This window comes from Kitasatospora sp. NPDC114501 (assembly GCF_055633695.1).
In genome coordinates this window covers 1-14,156 of record NZ_JBVKDS010000019.1, presented here as the reverse complement: position 1 = coordinate 14,156, position 14,156 = coordinate 1, and the positions used below count along the sequence as shown (strand labels likewise).

The 14,156-nt window shown below is 73.8% G+C and carries 13 protein-coding genes; 8 read left to right on the top strand and 5 right to left on the bottom strand.

Annotation, left to right across the window (positions count from 1 at the left end):
* Positions 1-49 precede the first annotated feature (49 nt).
* The gene (locus ACZ7RU_RS30855) at positions 50-811 is read right to left on the bottom strand and encodes a PP2C family protein-serine/threonine phosphatase (protein WP_470344257.1); all 762 of its coding nucleotides are present in this window, start codon (positions 809-811) and stop codon (positions 50-52) included.
* 148 nt (positions 812-959) lie between these two features.
* Between ACZ7RU_RS30855 and ACZ7RU_RS30850 the strand changes: the two genes are divergently transcribed.
* Positions 960-2,075: an LLM class flavin-dependent oxidoreductase gene (locus ACZ7RU_RS30850; RefSeq protein WP_470344256.1), complete on the top strand. Its 1,116-nt coding sequence runs from the start codon at positions 960-962 to the stop codon at positions 2,073-2,075.
* Positions 2,072-2,695 (top strand): FMN reductase, encoded by a 624-nt coding sequence (locus tag ACZ7RU_RS30845; protein ID WP_470344255.1) that lies wholly within the window; start codon positions 2,072-2,074, stop codon positions 2,693-2,695. Before ACZ7RU_RS30850 ends, ACZ7RU_RS30845 begins: the two co-directional genes overlap by 4 nt.
* A 95-nt stretch (positions 2,696-2,790) precedes the next feature.
* On the opposite strand, the gene ACZ7RU_RS30840 is transcribed toward ACZ7RU_RS30845, so the two are convergent.
* The gene (locus ACZ7RU_RS30840; protein ID WP_470344254.1) at positions 2,791-3,216 is read right to left on the bottom strand and encodes a winged helix-turn-helix transcriptional regulator; all 426 of its coding nucleotides are present in this window, start codon (positions 3,214-3,216) and stop codon (positions 2,791-2,793) included.
* 220 nt (positions 3,217-3,436) lie between these two features.
* Here ACZ7RU_RS30840 and ACZ7RU_RS30835 point away from each other — a divergent pair, with 220 nt between their 5' ends.
* The 4 genes from ACZ7RU_RS30835 to ACZ7RU_RS30820 all read left to right on the top strand — a co-directional run bounded on the left by ACZ7RU_RS30835 (position 3,437) and on the right by ACZ7RU_RS30820 (position 9,301).
* A complete protein-coding gene (locus ACZ7RU_RS30835; RefSeq protein ID WP_470344399.1) occupies positions 3,437-4,780 on the top strand; it encodes an MFS transporter in 1,344 nt (447 codons plus the stop codon).
* Positions 4,781-4,922: 142 nt separating this feature from the next.
* Positions 4,923-5,993, top strand: coding sequence for a Dyp-type peroxidase (locus ACZ7RU_RS30830; protein WP_470344253.1), 1,071 nt, complete (start codon positions 4,923-4,925; stop codon positions 5,991-5,993).
* Positions 5,994-6,019: 26 nt separating this feature from the next.
* Entirely contained in the window at positions 6,020-6,817 is a 798-nt protein-coding gene (locus ACZ7RU_RS30825) for a family 1 encapsulin nanocompartment shell protein (protein ID WP_470344252.1), read from the top strand.
* 318 nt (positions 6,818-7,135) lie between these two features.
* Complete coding sequence (locus ACZ7RU_RS30820; RefSeq protein WP_470344251.1) at positions 7,136-9,301, top strand: tetratricopeptide repeat protein; 2,166 nt, start codon at positions 7,136-7,138, stop codon at positions 9,299-9,301.
* On the opposite strand, the gene ACZ7RU_RS30815 is transcribed toward ACZ7RU_RS30820, so the two are convergent.
* On the bottom strand, positions 9,270-9,887 hold the full coding sequence (locus ACZ7RU_RS30815; protein ID WP_470344250.1) for a hypothetical protein: 618 nt from the start codon (positions 9,885-9,887) through the stop codon (positions 9,270-9,272). The genes ACZ7RU_RS30820 and ACZ7RU_RS30815 overlap by 32 nt on opposite strands.
* Entirely contained in the window at positions 9,884-11,155 is a 1,272-nt protein-coding gene (locus tag ACZ7RU_RS30810) for a hypothetical protein (RefSeq protein WP_470344249.1), read from the bottom strand. The genes ACZ7RU_RS30815 and ACZ7RU_RS30810 overlap by 4 nt, the downstream gene beginning before the upstream one ends.
* 371 nt (positions 11,156-11,526) lie before the next feature.
* Here ACZ7RU_RS30810 and ACZ7RU_RS30805 point away from each other — a divergent pair, with 371 nt between their 5' ends.
* The gene (locus ACZ7RU_RS30805) at positions 11,527-12,312 is read left to right on the top strand and encodes an electron transfer flavoprotein subunit beta/FixA family protein (RefSeq protein ID WP_470344248.1); all 786 of its coding nucleotides are present in this window, start codon (positions 11,527-11,529) and stop codon (positions 12,310-12,312) included.
* Between the two features lie 45 nt (positions 12,313-12,357).
* Positions 12,358-13,320 carry an electron transfer flavoprotein subunit alpha/FixB family protein gene (locus ACZ7RU_RS30800; protein WP_470344247.1) on the top strand — a complete coding sequence of 321 codons (963 nt, stop codon included), beginning with the start codon at positions 12,358-12,360 and terminating at the stop codon, positions 13,318-13,320.
* 108 nt (positions 13,321-13,428) lie between these two features.
* Here ACZ7RU_RS30800 and ACZ7RU_RS30795 read toward each other — a convergent pair whose 3' ends face one another.
* Positions 13,429-13,869 carry a PhlB family protein gene (locus tag ACZ7RU_RS30795; RefSeq protein WP_401119605.1) on the bottom strand — a complete coding sequence of 147 codons (441 nt, stop codon included), beginning with the start codon at positions 13,867-13,869 and terminating at the stop codon, positions 13,429-13,431.
* Positions 13,870-14,156: the final 287 nt, after the last annotated feature.

Here is a 14,156-nt window from a genome sequence, read left to right as displayed (position 1 = left end):
GAGCGCTGCGGCGCCCCGCCCGGGGCGGGTCCGTGCCGTCGGGGGAGCCCTACGCGCCCACCCGCACCAGCGCCAGGGTGATGTTGTCCGGCCCGCCGGCCTCGATCGCCGCCTTCCACAGCTCGAACGCCGCCCTGCCGTCCGACCGGTCCGCCCCCTCGGACGACCGTTCCAGCAGCCCGGCCAGCTCCTCCTCGGGCACCGGGTCGGTGAGCCCGTCGCTGCACACCAGGTACCGGTCCCCGGCGGCCAGTGGCGCCGCCCGGACGTGCGGTTCGACGAAGGTGAGCCCGAGCGAGCCGCCCAGGGTCTGGGTGACCACCGAGGTGGTGCGCTGCCCGGGCGGCAGCGGCGGGCTGTCGTCCACGCTCACCCGGCGCAGCCCGTCCCCGGTGATCCGGTAGACCCGGCTGTCGCCGACGTTGAAGGCCAGGACCCGTTCGGGCAGCAGCACCAGCCCGGCGACGGTGGTGCCCATCGCGGCGAGCTCGGGCTCCTCGGCGGCGGCCGCGTAGACGGCCCGGTTGCAGGCCTGGAGCTCCTCGCGGAGGGACTCCTCGTCGTCCAGCGCGCCCCCGTCGGCGGCGAGCCGGCGGGCGACCAGGGCGCTGGCCACCTCGCCGCCGGGGTGGCCGCCCAGGCCGTCGGCGACCGCGATCACGCAGGGCGGGCCCAGCGGGAAGAGCAGGGTCTGCGGGTTGGTGGTCACGGTGGCGCAGAGCGTCCACGGCCCGACCGCCAGGCTGTCCTCGTTGTGCTCCCGCACCAGGCCCTCGTGGCTCAGCGCGCTCACCGCGATGTACGGACCCATCCGTCCGCCGCCCTTCCGGAGCCTTCCCTGGTCTCTCCGCGCCTTCCATTGTCGTCGCAGGGCACGGGAGGCGACCAGGCGGAATACCGGCCCGCGTCCCGGCGCTAAGGTGGTTGAAATTTAGACTACCTGGGACGTGGTGATCAGCATGCAGTTCGGAATCTTCTCCGTCGGCGACGTGACGACCGACCCCACCACCGGCCGCACCCCGAGCGAGCACGAGCGGATCAAGGCGATGGTGGCGATCGCCCGCAAGGCCGAGGAGGTCGGCCTGGACGTCTTCGCGACCGGCGAGCACCACAACCCGCCGTTCGTCCCGTCCTCGCCGACGACCATGCTCGGCTACATCGCCGCGCAGACCGACCGCATCATCCTCTCCACGTCGACCACGCTGATCACCACCAACGACCCGGTGAAGATCGCCGAGGACTTCGCGATGCTCCAGCACCTGGCCGAGGGCCGGGTGGACGTCATGATGGGCCGCGGCAACACCGGCCCGGTCTACCCGTGGTTCGGCCAGGACATCCGCCAGGGCATCCCGCTCGCGATCGAGAACTACGCGCTGCTGCGCCGGCTGTGGCGCGAGGAGGTCGTCGACTGGCAGGGCCGCTTCCGCACCCCGCTCCAGGGCTTCACCTCCACGCCGCGCCCGCTGGACGACGTCCCGCCGTTCGTCTGGCACGGCTCGATCCGCAGCCCCGAGATCGCCGAGCAGGCCGCCTACTACGGTGACGGCTTCTTCGCGAACAACATCTTCTGGCCCAAGGAGCACTTCCAGAAGCTGATCGAGCTCTACCGCGAGCGCTACGCCCACTACGGCCACGGCACGCCCGAGCAGGCCGTCGTCGGGCTCGGCGGGCAGGTGTTCATGCGGAAGAACTCCCAGGACGCGGTGCGCGAGTTCCGTCCGTACTTCGACAACGCGCCGGTGTACGGGCACGGGCCCTCGCTGGAGGAGTTCACCGAGCAGACCCCGCTGACCGTGGGCAGCCCGCAGGAGGTCATCGAGAAGACCCTGACCTTCCGCGAGACCTTCGGCGACTACCAGCGCCAGCTGTTCCTGATGGACCACGCCGGCCTGCCGCTCAAGACGGTGCTGGAGCAGCTGGACCTGCTCGGCGAGGAGGTCGTGCCGGTGCTGCGCGAGGAGTTCGCCAAGGGCCGCCCGGCCGAGGTGCCGGACGGGCCGACCCACACCGCGCTGGTCGCGGCGCGCGACGCGCGCGCGAACGAGGAGAACGAGAAGGCGGAGGTGGCCAAGTGACCGCGTTCAAGCTGGTGGTGGTGAGTGCCGGGCTGAGCAAGCCGTCCTCGACGCGGCTGCTGGCGGACCGGCTCACCGACTCGACCGTGCGCCGACTCGCCCAGGAGGGGCGGGAGGTGGACGTCACCGTGGTCGAACTGCGGGACCTGGCAGTGGAGATCGCCAACAACTTCGTCACCGGCTTCCCCGGCGCCGGGCTGCGCGCGGCGATCGAGGCGGTGACGGAGGCGGACGCCCTGATCGCGGTGACGCCGATCTTCACGGCCTCGTACAGCGGTCTGTTCAAGTCCTTCTTCGACGTGGTCGACAACGACGCGCTCACCGGCAAGCCGGTGCTGATCGCCGCCACCGGCGGCACGCCCCGGCACTCGCTCGCCCTGGAGCACGCCGTCCGGCCACTGTTCAGCTACCTGCGCGCGGTGGTGCTGCCGACCGCCGTCTACGCGGCCACCGACGACTGGGGCACGGCGGGGGACGGGCTCACCGACGGCCTGCCGCGCCGGATCGACCGGGCGGCCGGCGAGCTGGCGGCCCTGCTGGCCGGGAGCGGTCCGGCGGCGCCGGCGGTGCCCGAGCAGGTGGTGCCGTTCGCCGAGCAGCTGGCGGCGCTGCGGGTCTGAGCCGGCCCGGACGCCGCGAGGGCCGGACGGGAAGCGGAAGTCGGGGCAGGAGTGGGGCGGGTGCGCGACGAGGCGCGCCCGCCCCGCGTCGCGTCTCAGGACGCGTTCTCCCGGGTGTCGTACGCCGCCCTCGCCGCCGCGATCTCGCGCTGGTGCGCCTCGGTCCAGGTGACCAGCGACTGGATGGTGGCGTGCAGCGTCCGTCCGAGCGGGGTCAGCGCGTAGTCGACCCGGGGCGGCACCACCGGGTGCACCGTCCGCTCGACCAGGCCGTCCCGCTCCAGCTGGCGCAGCGTGACGGTGAGCATCCGCTGGCTGACCCCGTCGATCGCCCGGCGCAGCTCGGTGAAGCGCAGCGACTGCCGGTCCAGCAGGGCGATCACCAGCAGCGACCACTTGTCGGCGATCCGGTCCAGGATCTGCCGCACCTCGCAGTCCTCCCGGACGTCCCACTGGAGGACGTCGTAGCCACCCTCGGTACCCGGGCAGTGCGTCGGTTCCTTCGAAGTGCCTTCTTCCATGCCTCCCGATGCTGCCCGAGGATGACGAGTGGTTACAAGAGGGAACCGACCGGACGGCTGAGAACCGTCCGGGGCCCTCGCCACCCCCCGTCTCCCCGAGGAGCCCCAGGTGTCCGTGTCATCAGCCCTGCCCGAAAACAGTCGGGAAGCCCTTCCCGGGGCCGGGGAGCGCCCGGCGCCGCCGGAGCCCCCGGCCCGGTTCGGCGGCCGGTCCGCCGCAGTGCTGGCCGTGCTCTGCGGCGCGATCTTCCTGGAGGGCATCGACGTCGCCATGCTGAACGTGGCGCTGCCCTCGATCCGCGCCGAGCTGGGGATGTCCACCGGCGCGCTGTCCTGGGTGCTGAGCGCGTACGTGCTGGGCTACGGCGGCTTCATGCTGCTCGGCGGCCGGACGGCCGACCTGCTGGGCCGGCGCCGGATGTTCCTGTGCTGGCTGACCGTCTTCGTGCTCTTCTCCGGCCTCGGCGGGCTGGCCACCGAGGGCTGGGTGCTGATCCTGGCCCGGTTCGTCACCGGCCTGTCGGCGGCCTTCATGACCCCGGCCGGGCTGTCGATCATCACCACCGCCTTCCCCGAGGGCCCGCGGCGCAACCGGGCGCTGCTGGTGTACGCGGGGACGGCCGCGGCGGGCTTTTCGCTCGGCCTGGTGGTCGGCGGCCTGCTGACGGCGGTCAGCTGGCGCTGGGTGTTCTTCGCCCCGGAGCTGCTGGCCGGGGCGCTGCTGGCGGCGGCCGTCCAGCTGATCCCGCGCGAGGCCGCGCCGGAGCGGTCCGGCGGGCGCTTCGACCTGGCCGGGGCGGCCGCCGCGACCGGGGCGATGCTGTTGCTGGTGTACGGCGTGGTCCGGATCGGCGAGCCGGGCGCGCGGGTCGGCACCACCGCCGCCGTGCTGGCCGGCGGGCTCGCCCTGCTGGCGGTGTTCACGGTGGTCGAGCGGCGCTCGCCCGCGCCGCTGGTGCGGCTGGGCGTCCTGCGCTCCGGGCCGCTGCTGCGGGCCAACCTCGGCGCGGTGCTGTTCGCCGCCTCCTTCTTCGGCTTCCAGTTCACCGCCACCCTCTACCTCCAGGACCTGCGCGGCTGGTCCCCGCTCCAGACCGGCCTGGCGCTGCTCGCGGTCGGCGTGGACTCGGTGCTGGCGCCGACCCTCACCCCGAAGCTGGTGGAGCGCTTCGGCAACGCCCGGGTGATCCTCGGCGGCTTCCTGCTGGCCGCGCTCTCGTACGGGCTGTTCCTGCCGGTGGGCGCCGACTGGACGTACCCGATGATGTTCCCGACCATGCTGCTGACCGGGCTGGCCTTCGCCCTCGCGTACGGGCCGCTGACCATCGCGGCCACCGAGGGGATCGCGGAGGAGGAGCAGGGGCTGGCCGGCGGGCTGCTCAACACCTCCTTCCAGTTCGGGGCGGCGCTCGGCCTCTCGGTGGTGACCACGGTGAACCTGGCCGCGCTGGGGTCGGGGGCCACCGCGCTGGAGGGCTTCCGGGCGGGCCTGGTGGTGCCGGTCGTCTCGGCGGTGCTGGGGGCCGTGGTGGCCGCCACCGGCGCCGGGCGGCGACGCGCCTGACGTTCACCCGGACGGGGCGGCCGCGTCAGCCGGACGGCCCCGTCGGAACGCACTCCGACGGGGCTGTCCGGCCTGCCCGGTAGGGCCGTTCGGCTGCGTGTCGGACGCGCCGGATCGTCCGCTTTGCGGTGTAATCAGTCCCATGATCACGACCGTGCGGGCCGAACCGCAAGCCGTACTCTCCCCGCTCACCAGCGCGGCCGTCTTCCTGGTCCTCACCGTCGAACCCGGCCGGGAGGCGGTCGTCCGCGACCTGCTGCCCGACCTCGCGGGCCTGCGCCGCGCGGTCGGCTTCCGGGCCCCCGACGGCGCCCTCACCTGTGTCACCGGCATCGGCTCCGAACTCTGGGACCGCCTCTTCGCCGGCCCCCGGCCGGCCTCCCTGCACCCCTTCCAGGAGGTGGTCGGCCCCCGCCACCGGGCCCCCGCCACCCCCGGCGACCTGCTGCTGCACCTGCGGGCGGAGCGGATGGACCTCTGCTTCGAACTGGCCGCGCAGCTCACCGAGCGGCTGGCCGGGGCGGCCACCGTCGTCGACTCCGTCCAGGGCTTCAAGTACTTCGAGGACCGGGACCTGCTCGGCTTCGTCGACGGCACCGAGAATCCGGAGGGCCGGGCCGCCGAGCACGCCGCCCTGATCGGCGCCGAGGACCCGGCGTTCGCCGGCGGCAGCTACGTCGTCGTGCAGCGGTACGTCCACGACATGGACGGGTGGAACGCCCTGAGCGTCGAGCAGCAGGAGGGGGCGGTCGGCCGCACCAAGCTCACCGACATCGAACTGGACGACGACGTCAAGCCCGCCGACTCGCACGTGGCGCTCACCGTGATCACCGGACCGGACGGCGAGGAGCGGAAGATCCTCCGCTTCAACATGCCGTACGGCACGTTCGGCTCCGCCGGGCACGGCGGCGAGGCCGGCACCTACTTCATCGGCTACGCGGCCGACCCCGGGGTGACCGAGGAGATGCTGCGCAACATGTTCGTCGGCGACCCGCCCGGCACCACCGACCGTCTGCTCGACTTCTCCACCGCCGTCACCGGCGGGCTGTTCTTCGTCCCGACCGCCGACTTCCTCGACTCCCCGCCCCCGGCACCCTCCGTCCCCCGGAGCACCGCCGCCCCCGCGTCCGCCGCGCCCGCCGCCGCTCCGGAGTCCGCCCCCGCCCCCGGGGACGGCTCGCTCGGCATCGGCAGCCTCAAGCAGAGTCCCTGACAGACCCGCCGAACAGGACCCCGCCCATGAACAACCTCCACCGGGACCTCGCCCCGATCTCCGCCGCCGCCTGGGAGGAGATCGAGGAGGAGGCCCGCCAGACCTTCAAGCTCCACATCGCCGGCCGCCGGGTGGTCGACCTCACCGGGCCCGAGGGCGCCGCCCTCGCCGCCGTCGGCACCGGCCACCTGACCACCGTCGACCCCCCGGCGGACGGCGTCCAGGCCCGCGCCCGCGCCGCCCAGCCGGTGGTCGAGCTGCGTGTCCCCTTCACCGTCCGCCGGGACGCCGTGGACGACGTCGAGCGCGGCTCCCGGGACTCGGACTGGCAGCCGGTCAAGGACGCGGCCCGCACTCTCGCCCTGGCCGAGGACCGGGCCGTCTTCGAGGGTTACCGCGCCGCCGCCATCGACGGCATCCGGGCCGCCTCCACCAATCCGCAGGTCCAACTCCCCGACGACGTCCGCGAGTACCCGGAGGCCGTCAGCCGGGCCCTGACCGCCCTGCGCCTCGCCGGCGTCGGCGGCCCCTACTCGCTCCTGCTCGGCGCGGCCGCCTTCACCGCGGTGAACGAGACCAGTGACCACGGCTACCCCGTCCACAACCACCTCGCCCGGCTCCTCGACGGCGACATCATCTGGGCCCCGGCCATCGAGGGCGCCTACCTGCTCTCCGTCCGCGGCGGGGACTTCGAGCTCTTCCTCGGCCAGGACGCCTCGGTGGGCTACCTCTCCCACGACGCAGAAACGATTCGCCTTTACCTTCAGGAATCGATGACGTTCCGGGTGTACACGGGAGAGGCAGCCGTCGTCCTACGCGCCTAGGGCGCTCGCGGCGGCAGCCCAACACGGTTCCGGCCTGGTGGTCCTGTCCGGTTCTCGGCGAGTAGTGCGGCCTGTTCGGAGAGGTCCGGATACAGGTACCGGTCGATCAGCAGGGAATCCGTCCGCAGAGTGTACGTATGCGATCCGGTGACGATCGTGGGCGTCTCCCGGAGGTCGGCCATAGCACCACAGGGTTCAGCGGTCGTGCTTTCGGGAATTGTCCCGGCATGACGACACGTCATGTGATAGCGCCACAGGGGTAATTCGTCCGAGGCCGGGGGAGCCAGTGACAGGATCGACCGTGGTCGGCGGGTGCCGGTGAACGACGCCAACCTGCCGTGCGGAGTGGTGCGGAACTCGCTGGCCGGCGCCACGACGGTCTCCGGCCCGGTGGTGCAGGCCGGCGCGATCCACGGCGGACTGCACCTGCACGGGCCGCCCGCCCTGCCGACGCCGCGGCAACTCCCGCCCTGTCCGAGGCGGTTGATCGGTCGGGACGCCGAACTGGAGTCGCTGGACCGCTCGTTGGCCCCGGACGCCGGGGCGGCGGACGTCACCGTCGTGGTGACCGGCCCCGCCGGGGTCGGCAAGACGGCCCTGGCCGCGCAGTGGCTGCGCGGCCAGTCCGACCGCTTCCCGGACGGCCAGCTGTACGCCGACCTGCGCGGCTACGCGCCCGACGGCCCCACCGACCCGGCCGAGGCCCTCGGCGGCTTCCTGCGGGCCTTCGGGATCTCCCCGGTGCCCGGGACCCTGGAGGAGGGCGCCGCGCTCTGGCGCTCGCTGGCGGCGGAGCGGCGGATCTCGGTGCTGCTGGACAACGCCTCGACGGCCGCCCAGGTGCGGCCGCTGCTGCCCGGCTCGGACCACACCGTGGTCGTGGTGACCAGCCGCCGCCGGCTCACCGGGCTGGGCATCGACGGCGCGGTCTTCCGGCCGCTGGCCCCGCTCGCCCCGGAGGCCTCCACCGAGATCCTCGCCGCGCGGGTCGGCAGGAGCCGGGTGGTCGACGAGCGCGACGCCGCGGCCGAGGTGGTGGAGGCCTGCGCCGGGCTGCCGCTGGCGATCTGCCTGGCGGCGGCCCGCATCGCGGCGCGCCCGGCCCAGTCGCTCGCGGCGACCGCCGAGATGCTCGGCCGCGGTACCGACCGGCTGGCGGCGCTGGACGTGGAGGGGGAGACGGTGCGGGACCTGCTGGACGCCTCCTACGGCGTGCTGGAGCCGGACGCCGCCCGGCTCTACGGGCTGCTCGGCCTGCTGCCCTTCGCCGAGTTCACCCTGGAGAACGCCGCGGTGCTGGCGGACGTGGACCTGGCCGGGGCCGATCGGCTGCTGGACGGCCTGATCGACGTGCACCTGCTGGAGGAGACCGGGCCGCAGCGGTTCCGCTTCCACGACCTGGTGCGGCTGCACGCCCGGGCACAGGGGGCGCTGGTCCGCGGCACCCGGCCCGCCGCGGCCGCGCTCGACCGGGTCGTCGACTGGTACCTGGCCTCGGCCACGGCCGCCGAGGCCGTCGTCTCGCCGAGCCACCGCACCCTCGCCCGCGACTACCGCACCCGCGCCGTCCACCCGGCCCGGGAGTTCACGGGCGACGTGCCGGCCGTGGAGTGGCTCGACGCGGAACGCGACCGGCTCGCCGACGTCCTGCGCTGGTGCGAGGAACTGGGCCGGCCCGCGGCCGCCTGGCAACTCGCCGACGCCATGTGGCCGTTGTTCCTGCGGCTGCGCCCGGGCCGGCTGTGGGTCGAGGCCCACCGGATCGGCCTGCGGGCCGCCCGCGCGGACGGTTCCCGCAGCGGCGAGCTGCGGATGCTCACCAGCGGCGGGAACGGCCTGCGGAACGCGGGCGAGGGGGAGGAGGCGGCGGACTGGTTCACCGCCGCCCTCGCCCTCGCCCGGGACGTCGACCGTCCGCTGGCCCAGGCGGACGCGCTGTACGGGCTCAGCCAGACCCACCGGATGGCCGGCCGGCTGGAGGCGGCCGCCGAGTGCCTGGACCAGGTGGTCCGGCTCCGCGAGGCCGAGGACTACCTGCGCGGTGCGGCGCTGGCCCGGCTGGCGTACGGCGAGGTGCTGCTGCTGGCCGGCCGGGCGGCCGAGGCGGTGGAGCCGATCGAGCGGGCGGGCCGCGAGCTGGCCTCGGTCCAGGACGACTACGAGGCGGCCCGTGCGACGGCCTTCCTGGGGCTGGCGTACGGCCGGCTGGGCGCGTACGAGCCGGCCGAGGCCCGCATCGAGGAGGCCCTCGCGGGCTTCCGGGCCCGGTTGTCCGCGCACTGGGAGGCGCGGACGCTGGAGTTCGCCGGCCAGGTCGAGGAGTTGCGCGGCCGTCCGGACGCGGCGCGCGCCCGGTTCGAGCAGTCCATGGCCCGGTACCGGGAGATCGGTGCCGCGGCCGAGGCGGCCAGACTGGCCGACCGCCTCGCCGCGTACGGCGCCGACTCCGCCGTCACCGCCCGCCCGGACGAACCGGAGGAGTGAGCCGGCGCCACCCGGCCCTCGGGGCGTGCCACCCGGAACCCGGGTCGTGCCACCCGCCGGCACTGACCCGGTCGAGCTCGTCCAGTGCCCGCCCGGCCGCCAGCCAGGCGTGCGCCAGCGACCCGAGGGCCGACGCCGGGACCGGCCCACCGACCGGGCCCCGGGCCCGCAGGACGAGCCGCGCCCCGTTCCGGGCGAGCACCAGCACCGCCCCCGGACGGTGCTCGGCCGTGGCCACCGCACACCCGGGGTGGGCGGACAGCAGCTCCGCGAGCCGCGCGTGGGCGTCCGCCGCCCGCACCGGCCCGAGGTGCAGCACGTCGGCGTGTCGGCGCCAGTGCAGGCCCCCGGGCTCGGTGAGGTCGAGCACGAGGTGCTCGTCCACGAACCCGGGCCCCGGCCGTCCGCCCGGAGTCGGGGACGCCGGGGACGCCGGGTCCGCGGCCAGCAGCCCGTGGCGGACCCCGGTCGTGGACGTCACCCGGGCCTCGAACAGCGCGGCCGCCGAGCCGCTCCGGGCGGAGGAGCCGCGGACCGCCGAAGCGCCGACCGGCACCAGGCGCACCGTGTGCAGCGCGGCCGTCATCCGGCCCGCCGTCCCTCGGCCGCCGCGATCGCGTCCAGCGGCTCGGGCAGCGGGAGCGGCTCCGGGTCCGGGGCGTGCGCCGGCTGGCCGAGCCCGAGGACGCGGTACAGCAGCCGACGGGCGTTCCGGTCGAAGCGGCCCGGCTCGGAGCTGATCCGGGCGGCGATCGCCGCGTAGTCCTCCGGGTGGTAGTGCTCGGCGGCGTACGCGAGTTGGCCGGTGAGCGGATGCCCGGGCGCGAGCGCGGGCGCGGTACGGGCGAGCTGCGCGGCCGGCGAGCGCGGGTTGACATGCCGGTGCGGGTACTCGGCGAGCAGGACGGGAACGCCGGTCATCGCGCCGTACAGGGTGACCGAGCCGTGGTCCCCGATGACGAAGTCGGCGGCGACCAGCAGCGGCCGCCAGTCCGTCTCGGGCGGGACCACCGTGACGGCCCCCCGGGCGGTGGCCTTGGCCCAGGAGCGCACCGCGTAGGCCGAGTGCTGGGCCGCGATGTTGGGGTGGGTCAGCAGGACCGCCCGGTAGCCGTGCCGGGGCAGCTCCGAGGTCAGTCTCGGCAGCACGGCGTCGAGCCGGGTGAAGAGCGAGCCGTCGCCCCAGGTGGAGCAGACCACCACCAGCTTCTCCTCCGGCCGCAGCCCCAGCGCGGCCCGGTGGCGCTCCCGGTGCGGCAGCGCGGCGGCGATGCGGTCGTAGCACGGGTCGCCGACCACCTCGGCGATCGGCAGGGCCTCCGGGCAGCCGCGCCCGAGTTCGAGCAGTTCCTCCTCGTGGGCCAGCGCGAACGAGGCGGGGACGAGCCTCCCCTCCCAGTAGAGGTAGTCCGGACCGAGCCCGATGGCCGCCCGCTCGCCGTCCGGGGTGCTGCGCCGGGACAGCTTGATGTTGCCGGCCCCGTGCGGCAGCCGGACGACCGGGCCGTGCAACTGCTCCATGCCCTGGGAACCGGCGGCCAGGATCAGGTCGAACTCGCGCCGGACCGCCTGCTCCCACGGCAGCACGGTGCCGCCCAGCGCCCGGAGGATCTCCGCGGCACCCCCGTTGAACATGTGCGGCGCCACCGTGAACTGCACGTGGACCCGCAGGTCGGCGGCGAGCAGCGCGTAGAAGTCGTGCAGGCGCTTCGCGTACACCATCGTCTGCGCGACCACGAGCACCTCCTTGCGGTCCCGCAGGGTCTCCCAGGGCCCGTTGTTGCTCCAGGCCGCCGGCGTCCCGCGCCCGCCGTCGGTCGTCGTGACGTCCTGTTCCCCGTGCACCAAGGTCATCCTTCTCCCCCTCCTTGATCCCAGGTCGGAGCCGTCGGCCGGCCCCGGGGTCGATGCTCCTCGGGCCGTCTGGCGGATTCCATGACGCGACCTGGTCGGTGCTTGCGGAAACCTTGTGTCCGCTTGCCGGGCCGCCCGTCCGGTCGCCGGGGGCCGCAAGGGTACTGAGTTCCTTTACGAGGGGTACTGAGTGCCGTATTCTCTCCGTGGAGCCTCTGACGCCAGTCGAAGAGAGCCGACACGGTATGCCGGTCCAGGTGGCGCCTGCGGTGCGTGGGTCGTACCCGGGCCGGACTTGGCACTCAGTACCCTCGGCATGCCTGAGGCCATGGATCCAGTGCATCCGTGCACCCGTGACAGGAGAACCGCTCATGAGCTTGAGGATCGTCGTCTGTGTGAAGTACGTGCCGGACGCGACGGGTGACCGTCGTTTCGCGGACGACCACACCACCGACCGGGAGGGTGTGGACGGCCTCCTGTCGGAGCTCGACGAGTACGGCGTGGAGCAGGCGCTGCGGATCGCGGAGGCGAACGAGGGTGCCGAGGTCACGGTGCTGACGGTCGGGCCGGACGACGCCAAGGACGCGCTGCGCAAGGCGCTGTCGATGGGTGCGGACAAGGCCGTGCACGTGAACGACGACGACATCCACGGCTCCGATGTGATCGGCACGTCGGCGATCCTGGCGAAGGCGCTGGAGCGGACCGGGTTCGACCTGGTGATCGGTGGCATGGCGTCGACGGACGGCACGATGGGTGTGCTGCCGGCGCTGCTGGCGGAGCGTCTGGGCGTGCCGCAGGTGACGCTGCTGTCGGAGGTGTCGGTCGAGGGCGGCGTGGTGAGGGGCCGTCGTGACGGTGACGCGGCGACCGAGCTGGTGGAGGCTCCGCTGCCGGCCGTGGTCTCGGTGACGGACCAGTCGGGCGAGGCCCGCTACCCGTCCTTCAAGGGGATCATGGCGGCGAAGAAGAAGCCGGTGCAGTCGCTGGACCTGGACGACCTGGGCATCGAGGCGGACGAGGTCGGCCTGGCGGGTTCGTGGACGGCGGTCGAGTCGGTGGCGGCGCGCCCGGCGCGCACCGCGGGCACGGTCGTCAAGGACGACGGCGAGGGCGGCAAGGCGCTCGCGACCTTCCTCGCCGACCAGAAGTTCATCTGAGCCGCCCCCACCCCCCGACCCAGCGAAACACGGAGACATTGAGCAATGGCTGAGATTCTCGTCCTGGTGGACCACGCCGACGGTGTGGTCCGCAAGCCGGCCCTGGAGCTGCTGACCCTGGCCCGCCGCATCGGCGAGCCGTCCGCCGTCGTCCTGGGCGCCGGTGCGGCCGCGGCCGACATCGCCGCCAAGGCCGGCGAGTTCGGCGCGGCGAAGGTGTACGTCGCCGACGGCGCCGAGTTCACCGACCAGCTGGTCGTCCCCAAGGTGGACGCCCTGGCCCAGATCGCCAAGGCCAGCGACGCCGCCGCCGTGCTGGTCACCTCCTCCGGCGAGGGCAAGGAGGTCGCCGCCCGCGTGGCGCTGCGCCTCGGCTCCGGCATCATCACCGACGCCGTCGACCTGCGCGCCGGCGACCAGGGCCCGATCGCCACCCAGTCGGTGTTCGCCGCCTCGTACACCGTCGACTCCCGGGTGAGCAACGGCGCGCCGGTCATCACCGTCAAGCCGAACGCCGTCTCCCCGGAGGCCGCCCCGGCCGCCGGCGCCGTGGAGAACGTCGCCGTCGAGTTCACCGGCAACGCCGCCAAGGTCACCTCCCGCACCCCGCGGGTGTCCTCCGGCCGTCCCGAGCTGACCGAGGCCGCCATCGTGGTCTCCGGCGGCCGCGGTGTCGGTGCCGCCGAGGGCTTCGGCGTGGTCGAGGAGCTCGCGGACGCGCTCGGCGCGGCCGTCGGCGCCTCGCGCGCCGCCGTGGACGCCGGCTGGTACCCGCACAGCAGCCAGGTCGGCCAGACCGGCAAGCAGGTCTCCCCGCAGCTCTACGTGGCCAACGGCATCTCGGGCGCCATCCAGCACCGGGCCGGCATGCAGACCTCGAAGACCATCGTGGCCGTCAACAAGGACCCCGAGGCCCCGATCTTCGAGCTCGCCGACTACGGCGTGGTCGGCGACCTCTTCGAGGTGCTGCCGCAGCTCACCGCCGAGGTGAAGGCCCGCAAGGCCTGATCTCCGGACGACGACGGAGGGCGTGGCACCGAGTACCCCTCGGTGTCACGCCCTCCGTCGTCTCCCGACGGCGCTCAGGCGCGCCGCCCGTCCCGGTCGCCGTACGGCTCACTCCGTGACGAACGCCGCGAGGTGCTGGGTGAAGCCGCCCTGGGCGGGCGGCAGCGGGCGCGGCTCGGGGTCCTGCGGCACCGGCGGCTCCTCCATCGGCAGCAGCCGCAGCTCCGGCTGGTCGGAGTCGGGGGAGGAGAGCAGCCGCACCCGGGTGCCGACCGGGACGGTGCTGCGCATCCCGTCCACGATGCACCAGACGTCGAAGCCCTCCGCCATCCGGATCAGGGACTTCTGACGGACCAGCGGCGTCCGGGCCTGCTCGACCGCGCAGCGCCGCACCACGCCGGTGCCCTCGCTGGGCTCCAGCCTGAGGTCGGTGGATCCGCAGGTGGGGCAGAGCAGCCGCTGGAAGGTCGGGTTGTTGCACCACGCGCAGCGCTGGAAGTACAGCGTCGTGCTCCGGGTGTCGGCTTCGGCGATGGCTGAGTGGACCACGCTGTCATCTCCCTGCGCTCGGGCCGGCTCGTTCGGCAGAAGTACGGCGGAAGTACGCCAGAAGTTCGGCACGAAAAGGATAGGGAACTCAGTGCCGCGAAGGGAAGGCACTGAGTTCCCTTTTTGCCGTGCACGTGCATAATGAAGGGTACTGAGTACCGTCGTGAAACAGGAGTGGCGATCATGAGCCAGGACTTCGATCTCTTCCGTATCTCCGAGGAGCACGGGATGCTCCGTGAGGCGGTGCGTTCGCTGGCCGAGGCGAAGATCGCTCCGTTCGCGGCGGA